Raw genomic sequence first — 26,106 nt, 5'->3', positions numbered from 1 at the left:
TTATTTAGTGGTGTATCAACTTGACTAACAGGCTATTTGTCCATGATTGTTGATTAATTAAAGTTAATATAGAAAAATTTAAAAAACATCATTCTGTTATATATTTTTTAGTACAAAACTCAACATATTTATAATAGGAATATATAGAAAGTGTAATTTACTTAGATTTAATAATGAAGACTACCAATCATTAAAATACGCAGTCCAATTAATACTTAATCATGCACAAACAAAAAATCTTAAATATTTTAAAAGTAATAGCTATTCCAACGGGATATGCTATTGTATTGAGACTTCTTTTTGGTATTAACACATGGCGGGAATTATTTTCAGTAATGTCAATATCCTTTCTATTTTGTTTGCCAACCATTGTTGGTGCATTAGTTGTTTATTTTTCAAGTGAAGAAAAGGTAAAAGAAACAGCATACAAAGTAATTGCTCCGTGGGTACCTATTTTTCTATTCTTGTTTGTTACGTTAGGATTTGGGGTTGAAGGTTGGGCTTGTTGGCTTATGGTTATGCCATTATTTTTAGTGGCTGCTTCAGTTGGAGGACTTATTGGAGGGTATTTCAAAATGAAAAAAAAGGATAACAATGTCTATGTTTCAATATTAGTTCTTTTTCCAATTTTTGTTGCTCCCATTGAAGCTATGATTGGTGCTATTCCCGGAACTTACGAAGCATATACTTATATTGACATCAAAGCTCCAGCCGATAAAATTTGGCATAATGTTACTCGTGTACGTACAATAGAAGCAAATCAAGATAAAGGCTGGCTCACTAAAACGTTAGGATTCCCAAGACCGATTAAAGCTGAATTAAATTTTGAAGGTGTCGGAGCATACAGAGAAGCTATCTTCACAAATGGGTTAGTATTTCACGAAACAGTGTCTGAGTATATCGATAAAAAGAAAATGACCTTTTCAATCAAAGCTTATCCTCATGAAATACCATCCACAACAATGGATGAACATGTAGTAATTGGCGGTGAATATTTTAATGTTTTGAATGGTACTTATGAGCTCGAAAAACTCAATTCAACTACGCACAGACTACATTTGTATAGTCATTTTAAACTAAATACAACTTTCAATTTCTATGCAAGTTGGTGGGCAAGATGGATTATGAAAGACATTCAAAATAATATTTTACAAGTAGAAAAACTACGTGCAGAGCATGAAGCTTTGCAATAATAAGCTGAGAAGTATCATTCATAATCCAATCTTTCAATAAACTTTAGTCTACTACTTCGAAATAGATTGAGTGCCTAATGTTTGCATTTTCATCACCACAAAGTCCCCAATGTTAGCTCCTTGTTTTGCTCCATAGTCGATAGAGTCTTTGAAGTGAATGCCTCCATAGAATCTAGAAATAGCGGCCTCTGAAGCTGCCTGCTTAAATGATTTAAATGAACGTTGAGGAATACCAAACTCAACTTCTACAACATCGGTATAGGCGAAATTATCGCCGACTAAATGCGTCAGAACTGTCGCTACTGCTGAGGAAATAACACTATGTCCACTGGTATATTCAGGAAAAGGTGGGGTTTGTAACAATCCTCTCCAATTAGGGTCGATTTGTTGATTAATTACGGTTTCGGGTCTAATTCTATTACTTCTATATTTTTCATCCCAACATGAAATAAAAGCATCTGCCATCGTAATACCTACCATCGCATGCCAACGTACTGCTTCGGCTAAATTCACTTTTTTCTGCAAACAAGCTATTCCTGTAATGCCCATCCAATGACCTCCAGGAGATATTTTTTTTGTACCAAAACTAACGTGTCCTTTTTGATTTAAGAAAAATGGGTTACAATCCCAGAAATTAGCAATATGAATTTGTTCTTTTGTAAGATGCTGAGTGGCATCATAAACTTCTTTAGCAAGCTTATAAAATCCACTATTTTTGTCTTTACTGTAAGGAATAGCAGAATCTGGTTTAAATTGACCAGCACTATCCAACACAAAAGGACGAAGGGTTCTCCAGTGTGGCTCGTAAGCTTCGGTATAAGCTGGTGGTGTTGGTTGCCAATAACCTTCTTTATTCACAGGAGTATAACGTAAATAACCACTGGTTTTTACATAGCCATCTTTAGCTGCATATTTTACTAAGCGTTTCACCACTGAATCAGCATAAGTAATAGAGGCTTGCAAAACTTGTGGAGTTATTTTTCCAGACTGTCCTACCTTTTTCACTAATTCTTTACGAGCATTTTCTAATGAATAACCTGAGGGCAACAAATCTTCGCCCATTCTTAACAAAGAATAAATAGCAGCAAAATCCTCTGCGATAGGATTTGTAGATTTTAAATCGTCAAAATTGGGATAGGCATTTAACTTTCCCTTCAGCTTTACGAATTTGGGATTAGCAGTATTATGCGACAAAATTTCATAAGGAGCTAAGTTTGCATAAGCATAATAACGTGCGGCTGCACATGGGCCTGTAACATCACTTACCATAACGTCGGTTAATAGCTTTAAAGCTTTCACATAAGCTTTTGTGTCGGTAAGTAAAGGCGTTTCTTTAGCATATAAAGTATTTTGTACTAATACTCCCAAACACATCATTACATATATAAAACTTGTTTTTTTCATTTTCCCTAAAACTTTATCATTGGTTATACATCAAATTATTGTGCTTATTTATCCATTATTAATTGATAACTCGAAACGGTATCATTATTTCTAAAAAAATGTACTTGTTGACCATTTTTATTCTTAGTAGTAATAATATCCCGAACCTCTCCTTTTACTTGAAAACCAGCTTGATATTGTGGTAAATATTCAAATAAACAACTCCCTTTATTCAAGAAAAGCATCCCATAATTAGCATCCATTTTCCCTATTTTAATACGACTATGGAACTGATTACCTCCCAAAATCAAATCTTTTAATCCATCTTTATTAATATCTATCAAAGCAATTGCATAAACTGGAGCAAATTGAGCTTCAATAGGTAATGTAATAGGTTGAAATGTGCCATCACCTTTATTTTCCAATATAATTGATTGAAAAGTATTAGCTGTTAGCGTATCTGCTAATTTCAGTTGCTCTGGACTTAGCAAATCTTTCAGTTCAGCTTCGGCGTAAGAAGCATAATTTGTAAATTTTCTACGCAAAGCGAATACTTGATTTAAGGCTTCATCTCGACTTACCAACGGATAGGCTTTTCCCTGAACATAATAACAAAGAAAAGGGTCAATAGCTTCATTTTGGTCGAAATCACCATATACTAAGGATACAGGTTCTTTGTCAGAAGGTTTCAATTGGTTATTTAAACCATAATTGCCTATAACTACATCCAAATCTCCATCGTTATCTAGATCAGCTAATTCCATTGTATTCCACCAACCTTTTAGTTCTTTACCTACAATAGCATTAGTATTTTGAACAAATGTACCTTTGTTGTTTATCCAGACGGTTATGGGTTTCCAATCTCCAGCAATAATTAGGTCATCCCATCCATCTTTATTAATATCAAGGCTTTTGGCAGTGGTAATCATACCCAACTTTTCAAAGAATGGAGCTAGCGTTTTTGTAACATCTGTAAAAACACCTTTCCCATCGTTTTGTAACAATCTACTGGTTACTGCAAGCGGATATGCTCCGGGTACTCCTCTCCCACCAATAAATAAATCAATATCTCCATCATGATCAAAATCTAAAGCAACTACACAAGCGTCACTATTCAAATCACCTGTTACTAAATTGTCTTCTTTTTTTGTAAAATGTCCTTTCCCATCATTCAAATACAACCTATCTTGAAGTAATAAATCGTCTGGTAAATAAGCATAACCACCACTTACTACATACAAATCGAGATCGCCATCGTTATCGGCATCAAAAAATAGTGCATCGGTATCAGTACACATAATATCCGATTCGATACTTGATTGCTCCGTACCTAGCCATGAACCATCGGATTGTTGAAGTACGATAGCCCCCGACTGCCCTTTTGAGCCACCAATATACATATCTTCCAAGCCATCGCCATTGACATCGCCTTTAGCAACTTTTGGACCAACATACGATAGCATATTAGGCAATAATAACTGACGTTTAAAATCATTATAGTCATCTTCAACATTTCCGTAGGGAATTGTATCGTTTTTGATTGGAATAAATAAGCTAGTTCTAGCTTCTGGAAGAATATCTTTAATATTTTTTTCAGCATTGATATTTAATACTTGGTTAGCCTTTACCGACTTGAATACTTGAGAAGTTTGGTTAGCAAAAACTACCTTAACGCTATCTATTAACGTATGTTCTCCTACTCCAAAATGCAAAGGCATCAACATACATGATTGAAATCCACGGGTTGGGTAATGCTCTCTGTATTGTAATTTTCCTTGATGATATACCCAAACTTTAGCCCCATAAGTATTGCTTTTAGCCATATCACTAAGTTGTACTTTTAAGTAATGTTGTGCAGGATTTTCATTTTGATAGATTGTAGCTTCTTTGTTGACATTGTTGGTAATAATTTCGAGGTCTCCATCATTATCTAAATCGGCATAGACGGCTCCGTTTGATAATAAAAGTTGGTCACAGTGCCAATCTTCAGTTTTGTTTTCAAACTGTAATCTTCCGTTATTTCTAAAAATATAGTTTTGTGTAGCTGTTGATGGCATTTCTTTTAAAATATCCATCATCGCAGTCGGATTGCCCTGAGCGGCTTTGAGTTCTTTGTCCGCATAAAACTTCATAAAATCCATGTTGGTATAATCACGGAGGTATCCATTCGTAACAAACAAATCTTTAAACCCATCGTTATCAAAATCAGCCACCAATGGTGACCAACTCCAGTCTGTATTAGAGATACCAGCCAATTGAGCAATTTCGCTAAAAGTACCATTCCCATTATTAAGCTGAAGCATATTTCGCATAATCTGATGATAAAAACCATTGCGAATCATGCTTTTATAATTTTCATAATTTTCGGGACCATACAACAGCTTTTGTCGGCGGTTGTCTTCTGGTAACATATCAAGTGTAAAAATATCAGGAAAACCGTCGTTGTTCATATCCGCAACTTCGTTTCCCATTGAAAACTGACTCAAATGTCCAACCGATTCTTCCAATTTATCAGTAAAAGTGCCATCGCCATTATTGAGATAAAGATAATCCTGTTCGATATAATCGTTGGAAACATAAATATCTGGCCAACCGTCAAGGTTAATATCAGCAATTGCTATTCCTAATCCAAAACCCAACGGATTTCCTTTAATATGAGCCTTAGCACTTACATCTACAAACTTTCCATTTTCATTTTTGAGTAAACGGTCACCAGCGGTTTCATCCCGTTGGGCTTTTAGCACCGAGGCATCAAAACGCTTATAGTCTTTGATGCTATGGTTGAGTAAAAAGCAATCTAAATCACCGTCTTTGTCATAATCGAAAAATGCAGCTTGTGTAGAATTAGTGGGAGAATCAAGGCCATACATTGCGGCTTTTTCTAAAAATTTGAAGTTTTTTTGATTGATATAAAGTTTATTTCGACGAGCATTAGCATCAACATCGCCCGAATAGCAAACATAAATATCAAGCCAACCATCTTGATTAATATCGACGAAGCTTACGCCAGTTTTCCAGCCGTTACCTTTACTTATGCTAGCTTGGAGCGTAACATTTTTAAATTTTAAGTTTCCTAAGTTTTGGTAAACTTGGTCTTGTACCATGTTACCAGTAAAATATAAATCTAATAGTCCATCATTATTCAAATCTCCAACTGCTACGCCTCCACCATTGTAAAAGTATTCATAAGCCAATACATTGTGTTTTTCGGTTTCTGTCAACTGATTCACGAAAGTTACGCCAGACTCAGCAGAGGGCACAAGTCTAAATTGGGCATTTGCAGAAATGGCAATTAACCCAAACAACATCTGTAGCAACAATGAATAAGTCAATTTCATATGATTCTTAATTTGAATAAATTATCAGTTAGGGAATATAAAAAATGAAAATATAAGGTAATATAATTAAGATACCAAAATTTTGAACTTCTCTATTATTCAAAATGCCTCCGTAAACAGAGGCATTTTGATAATAGCTTTAAAATTTTAACAGTACTTTCGTCTCTAGTTTAAACCTAAAGACTCAAAGCCAAATTATTGTTTATCCCACCACATACGAGTAGTAAACAAATCAGCTCCTTGTTGAGCAATTGCAGCATTGTATTGAGTAGCATTTTTACTTGCTTCCGACTGAGGGTATTTCAAACGGCGAGGAATTACACCACCAGTTTCATTACCTACGTAGTTAGTCGGAGTCAACACAGGGTAGCCAGTACGTCTCCAGTTTGCATACGCTTCGTAAGAGTTCAAGAAATTAACAGCCCAATATTGTGTATGGATTTGTTCCATCTGAGCGTTCACAGTAGTAGCAGTATAAGGATGTGCCAATAAGTAAGCTGTAACATCAGCATCAGAAATCGTTGCACCATACAAACTAAACATTTTCATAGCTGCAGTAACACCTTTATTGTAGTGAGTAGCCGCTTGGCCATCGCCCCAACCACGAACTGCTGCTTCAGCTAATAAGTATTCAACCTCTGCATACGTTTGGAATACAGTTGGAGCTGCTGGACTAGCGATATAGTTTAGGTTTGCTTCAGAATATTCAGCCAAAGAATTATCACCCCAAGTTGGAATCAACGTTTTGATTGTTATATTGTCATAACCATTTGGTAAACCTTTTTGTAATTCTGGTAATGTACTTGTTACTTGCTGAGTAGCATCAGCATTTCCTTGCCATAAAGTAGCAATGTATGGTAAACGAGGGTCATTGTTGTTCTTCAAGAAAGAAACAAAAGTATTACTCAATTTACTTTTAGCAATTCCTTTAAAGTTAGTAGGATCATACTCTTGTGTTCTTAAAGTATTACCATCTAAGTTACGGTTGTTATCATTAGTGTTTAGGTGATTAATCTTAGCAAGATCATCATTGCTTTGCATTACACCAGCAGCAATAGCTTTTTTCACCCAAGTCTGAGCAGCGGCTGCATCAACTTTAGTTAAACGCATACCTAAACGAAGCATCAATGAGTTAGCAAAACGTTTCCATTTTGCTACATCTCCACCATATACAGGGTCAGCAGCACCGTAAGTTGCTTTTGAAGCATCTAGGGCAGTGCCAGCCGCCTCCAATTCTTTCAACAAATCAGCATAAATGTCAGCTTGCTTGTCATATTTTGGAGAATACACGTTAGACAAATAACCTTTACCAGCCTCAGAGTAAGGAATATCTCCGTAAAGGTCAGTCATACGGCTATAGATATATGCTCTCCAGATTCTAGCAATGTTATACTTGTTGCTTAAAGCTGTATTATCTTTTGTCAATGATACTATCTGCTCAATTTCTTTTACTTGGTTTTGGTAACCAGTATCGAAATAAGCACTGTAGTATTCAACATTCGACAAATATTTATCACCCGACCAGTAAGTGTTCAATGAAGCAAAATGTTGAATCATTGCACCACAGTAAATCAAATTGGCACGGTGGTTTTCGTATCCAGTACCCGCAGTTTTAACGATGTTATAAGTAAACAAGTTTTCTAAAACTGGGTCAGTAAGTGCGTTAGGGTTTTTGTTCATTTCTTCGAAACCACTATCGCATGATGAGGCTAACAATGAGGCTGCTGTTAGCATACCTGTTAGCATTAATCCTCTTTTTTGTTTTATATATCTAATCATTATTTCAAAAGTTTTGAGTAAAAAAACTAGAATTTAGCCATTAAGTTTAAGCCAAAACTACGTGTAGTTGGCACACCAAACATTTCTAAACCTTGAGCATTACCGTTGTTGTAAGTAGATTCTGGGTCAACATTTGGCACATTATTGAACAACATCAACAAGTTACGAGCTACAAAAGAGATACTCAATGATTGAATTGGTGATTTACCTAATACTGATTTAGGTATATTGTAACCAAATGTCAATTGTCTCAACTTTGCGTAATTAGCACTATAAACAAACTCATCTGTGATAGTAGTTGAAATACCAGTGAAGTAATCTTGAGCAGAAATCGTTTTAGTAAACGCCTCCCCATTTTCGTCAACACCTTTAACTGTCACCCCTGTTTCTCTGACACCATTTTCGACAGTTCTTTGAGCTAAACCAAATCTAGTAGCAAAAGCATTCGTTGCAGAATATAACGAAGCACCAAATTTAGCATCAATCAAGAAACTCATGTTGAAGTTTTTGTAGCTAAACGAGTTAGTTAAACCCATCGTTACTGGAGGTACGCCTCTACCCAATTGTGTAAATTCTCCTTGGATTGGTAAACCAGTAGCTTTGTTATAAACGGTATTTCCAGCAGCATCTTTCTTAGCTCTGTAACCAGCAATCATACCAAATGGCTGACCTTCAAAGTTATAAACATAAGCGTTACGAGTTCTAGACTCATCCATAGAAAGTGTTTTCAATCCTGGAGCAATTGTTGCTACTTTATTGTCATTATAAGCTAAGTTGTAACTAACATCCCATTTGAATAAACTTGTTCTTACTGGATTACCAGTTAATAGAACCTCAATACCTTTGTTTTCAACACGACCTACGTTCAATAATACATCTTGGTAACCACTTGCTGAAGAAACAGAAGCTTTAACTGGATCATTAGTAGTAACACGGTTATAGACTGTTAAATCGATTCCTAAGCGATTGTTCAATGTTTTCAATTCAATCCCTAGTTCAGATGTAGTAGTAGAGTTTGGTTTTAACGTTGAGTTTGGAATTGTGTTGCTACCAATATTCATTAATGGATAAACAGAATATGGGTTTGATTGCAAAGTATATGGTAAGTTCAAGGCATATTCTTCTGGATATCCACCTCCTACAGTAGCCCAAGAAGCACGTAATTTACCATAAGTCAACCAGTTTGGACGTTCAGCGATAGCATCAGAGAAAACAAAACCCGTACTTACACCTGGATAAAAGATATTATTGTTTTTAGGGTCTAATGTAGAGAACCAGTCATTACGACCTGTCAATGTTAAGAAAAGGATATTCTTATACCCAAAATCAGCCGAACCATATATTGAATTTACAGCACGTTTTTTATAATCATAGTCCCAGTTGCTTGAAAGCAAGTTTTTAGGGAAATAATTGAATGGAACATTAAATTGACTACCACTAACGCTAGTCATTTCATTCGTTCTTAACATTTGATTCCCTCCTACAAAAGCGTTGATTGAAAGATTATTTACTTCTTTTTGGAACCCTACGATTAACTCAGCATTAGTTTCGATAATCTTACGATCACTTTGGCTCATACTACCTTGTGTACTATATGCAAGACCAGTAGGTTCTATTTGCCAGAATCTCAATTGGTTAAAATCTGTACCTAAACGTCCTTTTGCATAGAAATTATCGTTGAAGTTATAACGTAAGTTAAATGAACCCATGAAACGGTTACGATCATCTGTATTTTTCACTTTAGTAGTAGCAAAATACGGGTTTTGAGAATATGTGTTACTATTCCAAAGTGATTCATAACCACGGCTATCAACACCTGGAGCCAAAGTACGAATATCAATACTTGTAGCCAATAATTGAGCCGCTACGTTAGGGTTTTTAGGAGTGTCAGACAAGAATGAACGGTTTTCACCTTTTTCAACGTTATACTGTATTACACTTTCAAATACAATTTTATCAGAAAGCTTTCCATTTGTACTCAAGTTAAATGATTTACGTCCGAAAGTTGAATTAGGAATAACACTTTTAGAGTCAGCATTCGACATTGAGAATCGGAAATTCAAATTCTGGCTACCACCCGATACTGCAAGCGTATTAGAGAATGTACTTCCTACATTGTAGAAATTTTTGACATTATCTTTCTGAGCTACATAAGGACGAGAAACACCATCTGCTTGGATTACTGGAGAACCATCTAATTTAGCACCCCACGACATTGTACCAGCATCAATAGCCTCGGCAACAGTTGTTGGTTTTGCACCACGTGTACCCGAACCATATTGATATTGATAATCAGAGAGTTTCAATGGCATTTCAGCAGTATAAGTAGAGTTAAAGTCAACTCCTAAGCCTTTTTGTCCTTTACCACTTTTGGTTGTAATCAAAATTACACCATTACCTGCTCGGAAACCATATAAAGCAGCAGATGCACCACCTTTTAATACTGTAACAGATTCGATATCATCTGGGTTGATTGAGCTCAAACCATCACCTGTATCAAAACCACCCCACATCCCAGCAGAATTTACATTAGTATTATCCATAGGTACACCATTGATTACATACAAAGGCTGGTTATTGGGGCCCAAAGAACCATTACCACGGATAATTACACGGCTAGAACCACCAGGACCAGTAGCTGTACTCGTAGCATTTACCCCTGCAATTTTACCAGAAAGAGCATTACCAAGGTTTAATTCACGAGCTTGAGTAAATTCGCTACCTTTTAGCTCAGTTACAGCATAACCTAATGCTTTTTTGTCCTTCTGAACACCCAAAGCAGTTACGACTACTTCATCAAGACTTTCAGCCTTAACCTCCAATACAACATCAACAACTGAACGATCACCTACTTCTACTTCTTTAGTAGCAAATCCTAATGAGCGGAAAATCAAAATTCCACCTTTAGGGACATTAATACTGTAGTTACCCGAAACATCGGTAACTGTTCCTTTGGCAGTTCCTTTAAGAAGGATGTTAACCCCTACCAGAGGTGATTGATTACTGTCTGTTACTTTACCTTTTATAGCTTGCGCAAATAGTTGCGAGCTTGAAAAGAGTAGTAATGCAGTAATTAACATTGTAAAATTACTTTTGCATGCTTTCATTTTTTTTAAGATTACAGTGAAAAATAGACTTTTTTAATAAACATGACCTTGGCCAAAATACTTAACAGATGGCTTCAGGGCGGGACTTGGGTTTTTGTGTACATGACTATATTATTAATTAATTTGACATTCAATTGATTATTTCAGCTGCACAGCCCACCTCTATTTTTTTATATTATAAGCAAATTTATTTAATATTAATCATCAAAATAAGACTCTTTATTAAATTAAATTTACATATATTTAACATATAATAATTTTATTTAAAATATACCATTTCCTCTTTTTGATAAAAAAGTTAATAAATATAAGAAAATACTGTAAGTATTGACCAAAATTATTAAAAAATCTAAAAAAAAATGCAAAATTTTCTTTAAAACGGAAATATATTACCTGAATTGCAAATATTTTAAACTAGTACGGCATTTTTACGAAATATTAATTAGTAAAAAATATTAAAAATTAAAGAACGAATTATTTACATTCCAGACAACTCGGTTGTAAGGAAATTTATTTTTTTGTTCTTTTGTAATGAAACCATTTTAACTATCGCTTTTTAGCTCAGTAAAAACTCCTTTTCGGAAGATTTACTGAGGTGATTATGCTCAAAATTGATAACCTTATTTTTCACATAAACTCCATTGATTAAAACATGTCTTTCACTTCCATAGAACCTTCTGAATTAGAAGTATTTGATAAAGAGTCGATTGTCGATAAGAAGAAAAATAGTTTAAGACGTAAAATATTACAAGACTTATACTTTAATGGCAATAAAACAATTGCTCAATTAACTAAAGAGATACACTCTAGTGTACCTTCAGTTACGGCATTATTAGAAGAATTGATGGATGAACACTGGATTATAGAAATTGGTCCTGCTGAAGCACAATTTGGTAGAAAGCCTATTCTATATTCATTGAATCCCAAAAATCGATATACTATTATATTGGACATAGCTGTGCATCGTTCGAAGGCAGCCATCCTCAACTTGCAAAATCAAGTTCTCTTTGAAGAAGACTTGCATTTCTGCTTAGAGGACAGTCCGCTGATTTTAAATAAAATTGCAGCTTCAATCAATGAAATTGTAGCGAAGTACGGCATTAGCCTTAGTGAACTTATCGGAGTTGGTATTTCGATGCCGGGTTTAATTAACCCAAGAAGTGGTTTTAATTATACTTACAGAAGAGTAAATCCTGAAACGCAATCTATGGTTGAATGGCTTGAAAATAGCCTTTCATTACCTTTTTATCTTATTAATGATACTCAGGCCACCATTATTGGCGAAAATCAATTTGGCTTGGCTAAAGGAATGCAAAATGTTTTCTCTGTTAATATGGACTGGGGTGGCGTTGGTTTAGGAATTGTATTAAATGGAAAGGTATTTCAAGGTTCAAATGGCTTTGCTGGTGAACTTGGACATATCCAAGTAAAAGAAAACGGAGAACTTTGTCATTGTGGAAAAGTAGGTTGCTTGGATACCCTTACTTCGGCAGCTTCCTTAATACGTAGAATTAAAGAATGTCTGAAAGAAGGGAAAGTCTCTAAATTAGCGAAAACTAATCTTGAAGAAATTGATATAGAATTCGTCATTAAAGTTGCCAACGGCGGCGATGCCCTAGCGATTGATTTACTTTACGATATTGGTAAAGAAATGGGAAAAGGACTTTCAATCGCTGTACATTTGTTTAATCCAGAAGCAATTGTTGTTAATGGAATTCTCGCAAAAGCAGGCAGGTTTATCAGTAATCCAATTGAACAAGCTATCAATAAATACTGTTTGGTAGATTTTAAAAGTAATTTAAGTATCGAGATTTCCACTTTGGGCGAGTCTGCCAGAATGCTTGGTACACAAGTATATTTAATCGAAAATATTATGGTTTCATAATCGTACTCTTTTATATAAGTTTAAGTATATCACGGTTTCCGATGGCTGTGATATACTTAAATAACTTTAGTACTAGCACTTCTTACTTCTCTTCTTCATTTTGAATTAGCTCGATAAAAATATCATCAATATCCTCAAATTTCCTTCTTTTTCACCTCTAAATTATTTATCATACTGATAATCACTGTAAATTTGGATTTTGATTAACTTTTTGAGTATTTTTATGGTCACGCCTCCAATCTAATTCGCCAGAGTAATGAAAAAGATTCTATTTATCATCAGTGTTATAACTTTAGCAAGCTGTCAAAAAAATGTTTATTTGACAGGCTCATTAATGCACCAACTTCAAGAAAATGAACTTGACCTCACTCGGATACAATTTTATAATGATAATCCACTCTACCTAGAAAGGGAAGTACCTTCTTCAGATGCCAATATCAAATCAGGAAAAGTTGTTTTTAAAAATGGTAGATACATCAATAGAATTGCCTTAGAAAAAAATACTCCCGGCATTGTACAAACTGAAAATAATGGACATTTGATGATTGCTTTTGAAAAAAGTAATGAAGAAAGTTCTTTAAGATTTGGACCTGTAGCGGGTGAAAAGGGAGAATACTTTTATCAATTGGTTGACAATAATGGTAGTCCAATGTTTTCTCGCATAGATTACGAAGGAAGTAAATACTTAGTCATTTACAAAAAACCAAGAGTACGCATTATGCTTTCAAGAAGTGTTTTTACCAATATGAAAGTAAAAGTAAGAAGAATGAAAGGGAACAAAATAAAGTCGCAGTATAAGTAAAGTTATTCTTCTTCAATCATATTGTTTTTCAATACCAGAGTAAGCTTTCAAAAAGCTTGCTCTTTTTTTTGCTCAAAAACGGTTGAATAATCATTATTTTAGTAGTATGCTTGCAGAACAATTTTTTCTTTACCATTTTTACCATATTATGCAAAGCATAACATTCAATTAAAATTTCCCTAATACTGTATCTTAAGTTTTTAGAAACAATTTATCCAATATGAAAGCAGATAAAACCGTAGATTATCACATAAAATCAGGTTGGCATGCCATCAGTAGAATGTATAATTCATTTGCCGCTCCATTCGACATGACAATGGCAATAGGTTATGTTTTATTAAATATTGATAAAAAAGGAACGCCTGCTACTAAAATAGCACCCGCTTTAGGCTTAGAACCTCGAAGTTTAACCAGAATGTTAAAATCTTTGGAAGATAAAAAATGGATTAGAAGAGAAACCGACGAAGAAGACCGAAGAGTAGTAAAAGTATATCTTACCGAAGAAGGCAAACGCAAAAGAGATAAAGCTCGTGAAGGCGTATTAATTTTCAACAATGCGATTTATGAAAAAATCGGTGCTGAAAAATTAGAGATTTTCTTTGAAGTCATGGAAAAAATCAGCGAAGTTGTCGATATAGATACTGCTGGTTATAAAGCCGATAACATCGGCGAAGACGAGTTTATCTGATGAAAAAATCTGGAATGAAATTATTTTAAATGTTATGCTTGCATAACATTTTTTTTATTGCTTATCTTTACATAAAATAGTATGTAAGCATCATATTTTAGGCTTTTATTCAGATTAAATTGATAAAGACATGACAATCACAGCTAATAAAGCTTCCATCAAGGGAGGCGAGTTTTTAATTAAAGACATCGACGCTTCGCAAATTTTCACTCCTGAAGATTTTACAGAAGAGCAACAAATGATTGCCCAAACTTGCTTGGATTTCCTTCGTACAGAAGTACATCCACGTTTAGACGATATTGATTATGCTAAAAATACCGATTTGATGGTTGAACTAATGGACAAAGCCGGTGAGCTAGGTTTATTAGGAACAGCTATTCCAGAAGAATATGGTGGTTTTGGGATGAATTTCAATACTTCAATGTTGGTAGCGGAAGCTTGTGGTGGCGGACATTCTTTTTCGGTAGCCTTGTCGGCACATACTGGTATTGGGACACTGCCAATTTTGTATTATGGCAACGAAGAACAAAAAACAAAATACTTACCAAGATTAGCCACTGGCGAATGGAAAGCCGCTTATTGTTTAACTGAGCCAGATTCAGGTTCAGATGCAAATTCTGGAAAAACCAAAGCTGAATTAACGGAAGATGGTAAACATTATATCATCAACGGGCAAAAAATGTGGATAACCAACGGTGGTTTTGCTGATTTGTTCATTGTTTTTGCTAAAATTGATAATGATAAATCGTTAACAGCCTTCATTGTAGAAAAAGATTTTGGCGGTATTACGATGAATGAAGAAGAGCGAAAAATGGGAATAAAAGGCTCATCTACTCGTCAAATCTTCTTTAATGATTGCAAAGTACCTGTTGAAAATCAATTATACACTCGTGAAGGAGGCTTTAAGATTGCAGTAAATATTCTGAACATTGGGCGTATAAAATTAGCTTCAGCAGTTGTGGGTGCATCTAAAGGAATTATTGGTAAAGCCGTTAATTATGCTAACGAACGTAAGCAGTTTGGTACTTCTATCAGTAATTTCGGAGCAATCAAGCATAAAATTGCTGAGATGAACATAAAAGTATTTGCTTCAGAGTCAGCTTGTTACCGTGCAGGACAAAATATTGACGATGCCATTGAAGATTTACTGGCAAGTGGCGTAGAGTCATCTCAAGCAAAACTAAAAGGTGTTGAACAATTTGCCATAGAATGTGCCATGCTTAAAGTACATGGTTCTGAAGTATTGGATTTTATTGTTGATGAAGGAGTACAAATTTATGGCGGAATGGGCTTCTCAGCCGAAGCACCAATGGATAGAGCTTACAGAGATTCTAGAATCAATAGAATTTTTGAAGGTACCAACGAAATTAACCGTTTACTTTCTGTTGGCACAGTGGTAAAGCGAGCGATGAAAGGCGAAATCAATTTGATGCCGGCGGCAATGGAAGTTGGAAAAGAGATTATGTCGATACCAGATTTTAGTATTTCTGATGAAGAAGGCATTTTCGTGGTAGAGAAAAAAATAATCAAAAATATGAAAAAAGCCATTTTGATGGTGGCAGGAGCAGCATTACAAAAATTCATGATGAAGTTTGAACAAGAACAAGAAATCATAATGAATTTGGCTGATATGATGATTGAGCTTTATGTAGCAGAATCAACTTTATTAAGAGTAGAGAAATTGATTACTGTTCGTGGTGAAGAAGCTTGTACTTTACAAAAAGATGCGGCTTTAATTTATTTACACAGTGCCGTTGAGAAAACAAATAATGCAGGGAAATCAGCTATTACAAGTTTTGCCGAAGGCGATGAACTCCGTGTAATGTTAATGGGATTAAAACGCTTTACAAAAATAGAACCAATCAATTTAAAAGAAGCTCGTAGAAGAATTGCAGAAGCGGCTATTGAAAAAAATGGTTATGTTTTTTAATGATAACAGCTTATTACCAAAAGAGGTCTTTACTCGGCGAGTAAAGACCTCTTTTGTATTTGAATCAATTAGAATTTAATATTCAAACTTGCGTTAAAAATAGTACCTAGTTGGCTAAACTGAGAACCATCATAAGTAACTCTTGAGTAACGTCCGTTGAAAGTAATCAAATTATATTGTTCATAATACTTTGCAGATGGTACATTGTTATTTACATCATAACGTGTTTTAACGCCTGTTTTAAGGTCAATAAAATCCCACTTTGGCAACACATTCAACACATTGTTTACATTAAATGTAAAAGTAGTTTTTGATGAGAATGGAATACTTATTGCTAAATCAGAAACAACAGCTGGAGTAAACTCTGTATCAGTACCAGCATCTAAGCCATTTTGATGAAAGCGAGTTTTTCCAAATAAAGTATTATTCAAATTGATATTAATGCCTTTGATTAAATAATCGAATCCAAGAATCACTTTGTATTTTGGACGAGATGAAAACAATAAAGCATCTTGTGTTCTATCAAAAATTGATTTGCCAGCATCGGCAATCAATTTAGGGTTGTTGATTGAAGTATATTTATTTTCGAAAGTATAATTACCTGCTAAATTGATTCCCAATTTACCCATTCCTAATTCGACATTCTTCTGAGAAACTACAAAATCAAGCCCAGAAGTAGTTGTATTCAAAGCATTCGCAAAGAAACTTACTGCAACAATACCATTTGATGTCAAAATATTATCTAAAGCTGTGTTTCCTGCATCAGTTCCTGCAATTTCAGAACCTAAAACGATACGGTCTTTTACTTTGATATTATAATAGTCTAAAGTAACACTTAGATTTTTCGTTGGATTTAAACCTAAACCTACAGTAAAGTTAGTTGATTTTTCAGGAGTTAATTTTGGTACTCCTAAAGCAAAAGCTTGTGGACTTACATTATTTACAACACCTTTTGTTTGAATTCCTTGACCTGGTACAAAACTAGCTTGCGCTTGTTGTTGATAAATTTGGTGTAATAACGGTGCACGGAATCCAGTAGAATAAGACCCACGTAATGTCACTTTATCACTAAATTTATAGCGTGAGCTGATTTTGTAAACTGTTGCATCACCAAAATCGCTGTAGTGTTCAGAACGTAAAGTACCATTCACTAAAAAATTATCAGTAATATCATATCCTAAATCTACGTATCCACCGAAGTTAAAACGAGTATTTGTTCCTGCATTGTTCGGAGTAGTTCCTGGAAAAGAATCCGCACCAGAACCTACATAAGAAGAAGTATCCCCTACAAAAACAGTAAAGGTTTCTGCACGAAACTCTGAACCAAACGAAAGGCTCAACTTATCATTTACTTGTTTAGAAACGTCAATATTTCCAACGTTGTGGCTAAATTCATATCCACCAGGTTTAAAATAAGTAGGCGAGCCTTTTCCTAAACTACGGTTTACAGAATTCGAAACAGTATATAATTGTTTGTTTCCACCTGTTGTAAAACTTAAATCTGTTTTCCAACCATTTGTTTCACTTTTTACTCCGATAGTTGCAGTATAATCATTCAAGTCTCCTTGAAAAGTAGGTACATAACCCAAATAAGGTTGTCCTGCTGGGGTTAAAAGTCCATAATCAGTTGGTCGCCAATACGGAGTACGATAATTCGCAAAACTGTTTACTCTTTTATAAACATAAGCCGCAGTATAATATAATTCTGCTTTTTCACCCACTGAATATCCACCATTCACTAAGAATTTTGCAGCTGTGTTTTCTGGCTGACCGTTGATGTTACCAGCATCAGGTTTAAGTGCCAAGAAACTCTTTACTTGGGCCAAAGGAGCATCAAAACCCAAACTTGCATCAGCTTCTGCTTCGGCACTTACCGTACCCGGACGATTCGCCAAAGTTGTACGGCTAAAATCAATTGTATAATTGATGTATCCTTTCTCAAAATTTGAACCATTGTTCACCGAAAACCCAATGTGTTTTCCGTCTCCTTTGGCAGTAACACCCATTGTAAGTGTAGCTGAACCATAATCAAATTTATCTTTCAAAATAATGTTCATTACACCAGCAATCGCATCAGAACCATATTGAGCAGAAGCACCATCTCGCAAAATTTCAACACGCTTAATCGCTTGTTGTGGAATCGCCGAAATATCAGCACCCGATTCTCCACGACCAGGTGAAGTCTGAATGTACATCAAAGCACTTGTGTTTTTACGTTTCCCATTAATTAAAATCAAAGTACGGCTAGGGCCCATGTTTCTAATTTCGTAAGGGTCAAGTAAAGAAGTAGCATCATTTACAGGAGTATTAACCGTGTTGAATGAGGGTACTCGGTATTGAAGTGCTTTATCGAAAGAAGTTTGACCAGTAGTCTTTAAATCTGCCGCAGATAGAATATCAATAGGAAGCGGCGTGTCGGTCATCGTTCTTTTAGAATTTCGGCTACCTGTTGAAATCACCACTTCTTCCAACTGATTACTAGCAACATCAAGTGACACATTCAAAAATCCAGCACTAACAGGCACATCTTTGGAAGCATAACCAATGAATGATACTGTTAGAACAGACACCGAGGCGGGTACTTTCAGTGTGAATTCTCCTGAGCTGTTGGTTACTGTTCCGATTGATGTTCCTTTGGCAACAACTGAAGCTCCGGGTAATACAGAGCCATCCTTCGCATCTTTGACTTTTCCAGTCAGCGTTTTGTCTTGGGCATAGTTTAGCCCCCTAAATCCTAGCATCGCTAGAATTGTAAGTAGAAAAATTTTTTTCATGTGTTTTTTAGAAAAGATTAATATTAATTTGGTTATTTTAACGAAAAGCTAAATAACTATTTGCAATATAACATAAAAACGATATTTTAATGTACCCTCATTTTTTTATTTATGAAGTTCCCAAAAAGGAATAATTATTTTTCAAGGAAAAATATAATTAAAAAAAGAGTGCAATGTAGAAAACCATTTAAACTTGCTAAAATCCATCAGAAGGTGTTGATTAAATAGATTTTTCTTCTAATTTTATGAATACATAATTTTCAAGAAAATGTCAATTTCAACTTCATGTTATATCGTAAACCAACCTTCTGGTGAAGTAAAATTGTTTTCATAAATTTCCCATTAACGCATTAAACTCATAATGTATGCTTAGCAGAGTAGCAAATTCTATCTATTGGATGAATCGGTACATCGAACGTGCCGATAATTATGCCCGTTTTATTTCGGTAAACTTCAATTTAGCACTTGACTTACCTCCTGACGTACCTGAACAGTGGGAACCGCTGATTATTGCCACGGCTGATAATTATATCTTCCAAAAGCATTATGATGCACCTACTCGTGAAAACGTATTGTATTTTATGGCTTTTGATGTAAAAAATCCAAACTCGATTTTATCTTGTTTGCTTGAAGCTCGTGAAAATGCAAGAACCATTCGTGAGAGTATCTCTCGTGAAATGTGGGAGTACGTCAACCAAATTTATTGGACAGTAAAGGATGCGGCTGCCGAAAGTAAATCGTGGGAATTGGCAAGATACCAAGGTTTTTTAGAGAACATTAAAACGGGTAGCCAATTGTTTTATGGCATTGTTGATTCAACCATTACTAGAGGTGAAGGTTGGCATTTTGGGCGTTTGGGCAGGTTGATAGAACGTGCTGATAAAACAACAAGATTCTTGGATGTAAAATACTTTACACTTTTGCCAGAAATTGGTGCAGTAGGTTCACCACTTGATTTGATGCTTTGGTCATCAGTATTAAAATCGGTGAGTGCTTACAATATGTTTCGCCAACAGTACCAAGTAATGAACCCGACAGCGATTGTAGATTTTTTATTACTTGATAAAAAATTCCCTCGCTCGGTAATGCACTGCATTCGTCAGGCAGAATTATCATTATACGAAATATCGGGTACTTCTATCACAGCATCGTACTCAAATCCAGCTGAAAAAGCACTTAGTAAATTGCGTTCTGAAGTAGAATTCACTGAAATTAAAGATATTTTTGATACGGGTTTACATCAGTATCTTGACGAATTTCAACAAAAAAATAATGCAGTAGGCAAAGCAATCTATCAAACGTATTTTGATTTAAAACCAGTAATTGAAGAAGAAATACACCTAAATATGGTAGAACAATAAGTAGTTTTTTTACTTTTGTATGTTAGTTATTTTTACTTATAACTAGCCGACCACTATTTACAAAAACGCTAGAATCATTAGTTTTTTATATACCTGATTTTGTACGATTAAACCTGCATTTTAACACTTGTTCGTTTTAATACAAAATAGAGATTAACTAATCGATTCAAACAAATTATCGACTGTGCAAATGACATACTGTTTAGGGATTAAAGTACGTGGTGGCATCGTGGCTATCGCTGACACTAGAATTACCGCTGGTACGGAGGTTTACTCCAACAAAAAGGTTTCTATCCACGAAGTAGGTAACCATTCTCTTTTTATCATGACGGCCGGTCTGAGATCAGTCCGTGATAAATCTATCATCTATTTTAACAGACTTACTGAAGAAAAAGGTTGCAAGTTTGATTACATGTATGAAGCTGTTAATGCTTTCGGTGATATGATTAGAAAAGTAGCCCAAGAAGATAAAGCAACACTGAAAGCAGAAGGTTATAATTTCAATTTACATTCAATTGTTGGTGGACAAATGCCACATGATGATGAACATAAATTGTTTTTGATTTTCCCTGAAGGCAATTGGATTGAGATTAATGAAGGTTTAAAGTACCAAATCATTGGTAATTCTAATTATGGAAAACCTTTGTTGAATCGTACTTTATCTTACGAAACTTCGTTAGAAGATGCCCTAAAATTAGGATTCCTTTCGTTCGATGCTACGCAAGTAAGTGCAAGCGATGTTGATTATCCTATTGATGTAATTGTATATCAAAAAGATAGTTTCAATGTTATCGAGCATCGCCTTACGAAAGATGATATGAGCGAAGTAACCAAAAAGTGGAACGCTTTATTGAAAGATTCTGTCGATAATTTGCCAAACGAATGGCTACAAAATATTTTAGAAAAAAGCTGCGAAGTTCAATAAATAATAGAAGGCTTGGTATGTTTAAAGTATATCAAGCCTTTTATTTTCGTTATCTATCATCTTCAAATTCATCATCTCCTTTTTCCAATTTCGGAATTTTATAATGACTGAACAGCATCATTTGTTGAATCAGATTAATCAAGTCTTTCTTTGAGAATTATAAATTTCGTTTCTTTTGAATAGCCACTAAATGAAAGAGTATATATTTTTAAATGGACAAATTATTCCTGCTGAGAATGCAAATATTCATGTAAGCGACCTTGGTTTATTGAGGGGTTACGGCATTTTTGATTTTTTTCGTGCCATTGATGGAAAACCTATTTTTATAGAAGACCATCTCGACCGTTTTGAGAATTCAGCTAATTTAATGGGTTTGAAAATCCCAGCTTCTCGTGATGAACTCAGGAACATTATTGTAGAAATTATTCGCTTACATCCACAACATTTATTAGGCGTTAAAATGGTGATGACGGGTGGTTACTCTGCTGATGGTTATACTCCTGCGGAGCAATCAAATTTAATCGTCATGGGTAAACCTTTTGAGTTTAAACCCGCTGACGTGGGCATGAAACTGATGAGTATTGAGTATAGAAGAGAAATCCCAGAAATTAAAACCCTAAATTATATTACACCCATCAGGGCTTTAGCCAAAATGAAAGCAGTTGGAGCAGATGATGTACTGTATCATCAAAATGGTTTCATTTCAGAGTCTTCAAGAAGTAATATTTTTGTTATTAAAAATGAAAAAATTATTACTCCTGTAGATGGTGCTTTATTTGGAGTAACAAGAAAATACGTGCTAAATTTAGCCAAAAAGCATTTTGTAGTAGAAGAAAGAGACCTCAGTACACAAGAATATTACGATGCCGACGAAGTATTTACGACTGGAAGTACAAAAAGAATTATTGCTATTACCCAAACTGACAATAAAGTATTTAGTGGAGGTAAAGTTGGAAAAATCACTAAAAAACTTCAAGATTTGTTTCTTGAGCATGAAAAAAACTTTAGCTAAAAAAGAGGAGGCAATTATCATGATACATAATTGCCTCCTCTTTTTTATTTAGCAACTTTTCGCTTTTTCTCTAATTCTTGTTGCTTTTTCTCTCGACTAGCCAAAGCTTTTAATTTCTTTTCCATTTCTACTGGAAAGCCTAGCAAATCCCTTAAAACGACGGATGCACAAACGCCCCCAAAAGCTGCTGGCATATAAGAAATAGTGCCATAAGCAGATTTCTTGTAATTTGAACCATCAGTCAACATCAACGATTCTTCCATCATTTTTTCGGTAGAATAAACCGCCTTGATACCCGAACGAATTCCAAGTTTACGCAGACGTTTTCTGACAAGCGAAGCCAAGTAACATTCACGGGTATCAAATAAATCTGCGGTACGGATTTTTGTTGGGTCAACTTTACCACCCGCTCCCATCGAACTTACAATCTTTAAGTTTTTCTGATATGCCGTTGTCAGTAACATCAATTTTGGTGTGATAGAATCAATACAATCCATCACATAATCAAAATTATTGTTAGTTAAAATCTCTTCAACGGCTTCTGGTGAAAGAAATTGACGAATACTTGTCAGCTTCAATTCTGGATTGATTGCCAACAAACGTTCTTCCATTAAATCTGCTTTCGGTTGCCCGTGTGTGGTAGAAAGTGCGGGTAATTGTCGGTTTCGATTAGAAGGGTCAACCACGTCACCGTCAACGATAGTCATCGTACCAACACCCGAACGAGCAATAAATTCAGCGGCAAAAGAGCCTACTCCACCAAGCCCAACCACCAACACGTGAGCATTCTGTAATTTCTGGATTCCTTCGTCTCCTATTAATAATTTGGTTCTTCCAAGCCAAGTTAAATCACTCATTTTTCAAAAATTATACTCATAAACTCCGATGTTATGAGTCGATAAAAGGGCTATTTTGCCCGATTTTACAAAATTACAGAAGTATCACTAATTTTTTAAATCTACACTAGAATTGTAGAGAAAAAGCCACAACAAAATTCTTTTTGTAGAAATTTTAGCAAAAAAATACTTTAAATCATGCTTTTACGACTGGCATATAAATTTATTCTGAATCCATGAATCATTACTTCATAAACTTCTCACAACTATTAATAAAGAAAAACATGAATAACGAGACGAACAATACAATCAGTGAAAAAATAAATGTTGGCGGAATGGGTGCTATCATCCACGAAAACGGTGTATTTTTTAGAGTTTGGGCTCCAAATGCACAAGAAGTAAGTGTTATTGGTTCGTTCAATGACTGGAAGCCTAATAAAGCTGTTCTTGAAAATGAAGGAAATGGTTATTGGAGTACAAATGTTTTTGAAGCAAAAGCTGGAGATGAATATAAGTATTATCTAAAAACACCATCTGGGGAACTCCAACGGAATGACCCTTATTCACGTAAACTAACTAATTCCGTAGGGAATTCAATTATATATGACCAAAATGATTTTAACTGGGAAGAAGATAATTTTCAGATGCCAACTTGGAATAAATTGGTTATCTACGAACTGCATGTGGGTACTTACCATGTAAAAACCAAAGGACAAGTCGGTGATTTTTACAGTCTTATCGAAAAACTAGATTATTTAAAAGACCTTGGTATCAATGCCATAGAAGTAATGCCTCCTTTTGAATTTCCTGGCGATTTCTCTTGGGGTTATAATCCATCCTATCCATTTGCCATAGAATCAAGTTATGGTGGGCCAGATGCTTTTAAGGCTTTTATCAAAGCTGCTCACGAGCGTGACATCGCTGTAATTTTGGATGTAGTTTACAATCATTTTGGTCCAACAGATATGGATCTTTGGCAGTTTGACGGTTGGCAAGAAAACGGAATGGGCGGTATCTATTTCTATAATGATTGGCGAGCGACGACTCCTTGGGGAAATACTCGCCCCGATTATGGCAGACCAGAAGTACGCCAGTACATTCGTGATAATGCAATGATGTGGCTAGAAGAATTTAGAGTAGATGGACTAAGAATGGATATGACGCCTTACATCAGAAATGTAAAAGCCAATGAAGATTCAAGTGATACTTTACAAGAAGGATTAAGTTTAATCAGATGGATTAATAGTGAAGTAGCTGAAAAATTCCCTTGGAAAATAATCATTGCTGAAGATTTACATGGATTAGATTCCATAACAGACCATTTAGGAAACGATTGTGGCTTAGGTTTTGGGAGTCAATGGGATGCTGATTTTGTTCATCCTATTCGTAAAGCTTTGATTGAGCAGGAAGACGAAAACCGAAATATGGAAAGTATTTGTTTGGCACTTCTTAATAAATACTCTGGTGATACTTTTAAAAGAGTAATCTACACAGAATCACATGATGAAGTAGCCAATGGCAAGGCAAGAGTAGCCGAAGAAATTGCGTTTGATAACGTAAATAATTGGTTCTCTAAAAAAAGAGCATCGTTGGGAACAGCTTTGGTAATGACAACTGGAGGAATACCAATGTTATTTCAAGGACAAGAATTATTGGAAGATAAATGGTTTTCGGATACTGACCCGATTGATTGGACAAGGGCTGAAAAATTCAAAGCTTTTACTGGTTTACATAAAGATTTAATAAAACTTCGCCTTAATTATTACAATAATACTGAAGGCTTAACAGGACAAAATACTCAAATTATCAGAGTAGATGAAACACACAAGGTTATTGTTTTTCAAAGATGGAACAAAGGCGGGCAAGGTGATAATACTGTAATTGTTCTTAATTTTTCTAATAAATCTTATGAAGATTTAGCAATTGGCTTTCCACAAGGTGGACGCTGGAAACTAAGATTTAATAGCGATTGGGAAGGCTATGATAAGGATTTCGACAATTTTGATTCTCATCATATTAATACTCAAGCAGGCGAATATGATAATATGCAACATTATGCTACCATATCAATTGCAGCTTATACGGCACTGATATTTTCACAGGATAGAGACGAATAATTAGCGGTGGGTAGAGGGCATATATTCACAAGGAATGTTACGGCATTCCTTGTGTTATTTTATAAAGAACAAAAAATCTTTCCTCAAAATATAAATATTTCATTGTTTTATGATGTAATTATATTAAAATAATGAACTCTTCTTTCTATAAACAATATCAGTGAGTATTTTAGAGTTCCATAGACAAACAGTATTAAAACCTTAAATTTCAAATATATCTCATGAAAAAATTAAGTATCATTACTTTGATGATGAGTTTGTTCGTTATCAATGCTTTTGCACAATCGCCTGATACCATTTTCAATAAATATTACCAAAGCACTGGTGGATTGCCACTTTGGAAAAAAGTAAAAACTTATACGTTGAAACAGTCGTTTGTAGCCAATGCTGTAACAGATTATGATATGGAAGTAAAGGCTTCTTTAGCGGATAAGTCTATGCTAAAAACCAAAACTATCATGAAACGTAGTTTTATTTATGGCGTAGGTACAGCTGATGCTTTCTTGAAAATTCCAACAGGTAGCCGTGATAAAGCTATCGTTTATGATGTGAAAGACTTGAGTGCCAAAGAACAAAGTAATATGAAAAGAGAAGTAGATGATTTCCTTTTACCTTTTTTGAATTACCAGCAAAAAGGTTACATCGCTACTTATGTTGGACTTGAAACTGTGGCTACGCAAAAAGTGCATCATATTGAATTAAAAGGCAAAGAAATCAAATATGACTTATACTTCGATAGCACCACAAATTTACTTAGTTCGATGAAATACAAATTATCAACTGGCGAAGAAATCACACAAGAATTTACAACTTATGCCACTTCTGAATTTGGCATCAAATATCCATCAGTTGGAACTTATTACAGCAGTATTGATAAGAAAAAGGTAAAATTAACAAGTCAGATTATTTTCAATCCAACTTTTGAAGTAACTACTTTTAAACGCTAATAATTTTAGGTTTAATATCAATCCAATCT

The 26,106-nt window shown here is 34.9% G+C and carries 16 protein-coding genes; 10 read left to right on the top strand and 6 right to left on the bottom strand.

The genetic code is table 11. The annotated features are described in order from the left end of the window. Positions 1-221 precede the first annotated feature (221 nt). Positions 222-1,193 carry a hypothetical protein gene (locus tag VB776_RS02725; protein ID WP_323325780.1) on the top strand — a complete coding sequence of 324 codons (972 nt, stop codon included), beginning with the start codon at positions 222-224 and terminating at the stop codon, positions 1,191-1,193. A gap of 51 nt (positions 1,194-1,244) precedes the next feature. Here the strand turns inward: VB776_RS02725 and VB776_RS02720 are convergent, their stop codons facing one another. The 4 genes from VB776_RS02720 to VB776_RS02705 all read right to left on the bottom strand — a co-directional run bounded on the left by VB776_RS02720 (position 1,245) and on the right by VB776_RS02705 (position 10,800). Next, positions 1,245-2,597 (bottom strand): vanadium-dependent haloperoxidase, encoded by a 1,353-nt coding sequence (locus VB776_RS02720; protein ID WP_323325779.1) that lies wholly within the window; start codon positions 2,595-2,597, stop codon positions 1,245-1,247. 44 nt (positions 2,598-2,641) lie between these two features. Then, positions 2,642-5,914, bottom strand: a complete 3,273-nt coding sequence (locus VB776_RS02715; protein WP_323325778.1) for a VCBS repeat-containing protein — start codon at positions 5,912-5,914, stop codon at positions 2,642-2,644. A gap of 195 nt (positions 5,915-6,109) precedes the next feature. Beyond that, the gene (locus VB776_RS02710) at positions 6,110-7,693 is read right to left on the bottom strand and encodes a SusD/RagB family nutrient-binding outer membrane lipoprotein (protein ID WP_323325777.1); all 1,584 of its coding nucleotides are present in this window, start codon (positions 7,691-7,693) and stop codon (positions 6,110-6,112) included. Between the two features lie 26 nt (positions 7,694-7,719). Next, entirely contained in the window at positions 7,720-10,800 is a 3,081-nt protein-coding gene (locus VB776_RS02705; protein WP_323325776.1) for a SusC/RagA family TonB-linked outer membrane protein, read from the bottom strand. A gap of 652 nt (positions 10,801-11,452) precedes the next feature. Between VB776_RS02705 and VB776_RS02700 the strand changes: the two genes are divergently transcribed. The 4 genes from VB776_RS02700 to VB776_RS02685 all read left to right on the top strand — a co-directional run bounded on the left by VB776_RS02700 (position 11,453) and on the right by VB776_RS02685 (position 16,105). Continuing rightward, positions 11,453-12,685: an ROK family protein gene (locus VB776_RS02700; protein ID WP_323325773.1), complete on the top strand. Its 1,233-nt coding sequence runs from the start codon at positions 11,453-11,455 to the stop codon at positions 12,683-12,685. A gap of 256 nt (positions 12,686-12,941) precedes the next feature. Next, complete coding sequence (locus tag VB776_RS02695; RefSeq protein ID WP_323325771.1) at positions 12,942-13,487, top strand: hypothetical protein; 546 nt, start codon at positions 12,942-12,944, stop codon at positions 13,485-13,487. A gap of 220 nt (positions 13,488-13,707) precedes the next feature. Continuing rightward, on the top strand, positions 13,708-14,175 hold the full coding sequence (locus tag VB776_RS02690) for a MarR family winged helix-turn-helix transcriptional regulator (RefSeq protein WP_323256251.1): 468 nt from the start codon (positions 13,708-13,710) through the stop codon (positions 14,173-14,175). Positions 14,176-14,305: 130 nt separating this feature from the next. Continuing rightward, positions 14,306-16,105: an acyl-CoA dehydrogenase family protein gene (locus VB776_RS02685; protein WP_323325769.1), complete on the top strand. Its 1,800-nt coding sequence runs from the start codon at positions 14,306-14,308 to the stop codon at positions 16,103-16,105. A gap of 68 nt (positions 16,106-16,173) precedes the next feature. Here the strand turns inward: VB776_RS02685 and VB776_RS02680 are convergent, their stop codons facing one another. Continuing rightward, on the bottom strand, positions 16,174-18,879 hold the full coding sequence (locus VB776_RS02680) for a TonB-dependent receptor (protein WP_323325767.1): 2,706 nt from the start codon (positions 18,877-18,879) through the stop codon (positions 16,174-16,176). Between the two features lie 365 nt (positions 18,880-19,244). Between VB776_RS02680 and VB776_RS02675 the strand changes: the two genes are divergently transcribed. The 3 genes from VB776_RS02675 (at position 19,245) to VB776_RS02665 (ending at position 22,177) form a co-directional block, all read left to right on the top strand. Next, entirely contained in the window at positions 19,245-20,240 is a 996-nt protein-coding gene (locus VB776_RS02675; RefSeq protein WP_323325765.1) for an alpha-E domain-containing protein, read from the top strand. Positions 20,241-20,430: 190 nt separating this feature from the next. Next, positions 20,431-21,165 (top strand): peptidase, encoded by a 735-nt coding sequence (locus VB776_RS02670; protein ID WP_184130190.1) that lies wholly within the window; start codon positions 20,431-20,433, stop codon positions 21,163-21,165. Positions 21,166-21,355: 190 nt separating this feature from the next. After that, a complete protein-coding gene (locus VB776_RS02665) occupies positions 21,356-22,177 on the top strand; it encodes an aminotransferase class IV (RefSeq protein ID WP_323325763.1) in 822 nt (273 codons plus the stop codon). Positions 22,178-22,221: 44 nt separating this feature from the next. On the opposite strand, the gene VB776_RS02660 is transcribed toward VB776_RS02665, so the two are convergent. Beyond that, on the bottom strand, positions 22,222-23,034 hold the full coding sequence (locus tag VB776_RS02660) for a tRNA threonylcarbamoyladenosine dehydratase (RefSeq protein ID WP_323325761.1): 813 nt from the start codon (positions 23,032-23,034) through the stop codon (positions 22,222-22,224). Between the two features lie 263 nt (positions 23,035-23,297). On the opposite strand from VB776_RS02660, the gene VB776_RS02655 reads away from it, so the two are divergent. Beyond that, positions 23,298-25,130 carry an alpha-amylase family glycosyl hydrolase gene (locus VB776_RS02655; protein ID WP_323325759.1) on the top strand — a complete coding sequence of 611 codons (1,833 nt, stop codon included), beginning with the start codon at positions 23,298-23,300 and terminating at the stop codon, positions 25,128-25,130. Between the two features lie 221 nt (positions 25,131-25,351). Beyond that, positions 25,352-26,077 carry a hypothetical protein gene (locus tag VB776_RS02650; RefSeq protein ID WP_323325755.1) on the top strand — a complete coding sequence of 242 codons (726 nt, stop codon included), beginning with the start codon at positions 25,352-25,354 and terminating at the stop codon, positions 26,075-26,077. Positions 26,078-26,106: the final 29 nt, after the last annotated feature.

This window comes from Arcicella gelida (assembly GCF_034931025.1).
Taxonomy (GTDB): domain Bacteria; phylum Bacteroidota; class Bacteroidia; order Cytophagales; family Spirosomataceae; genus Arcicella; species Arcicella gelida.
This window is presented reverse-complemented; position numbering and strand designations above follow the sequence as displayed.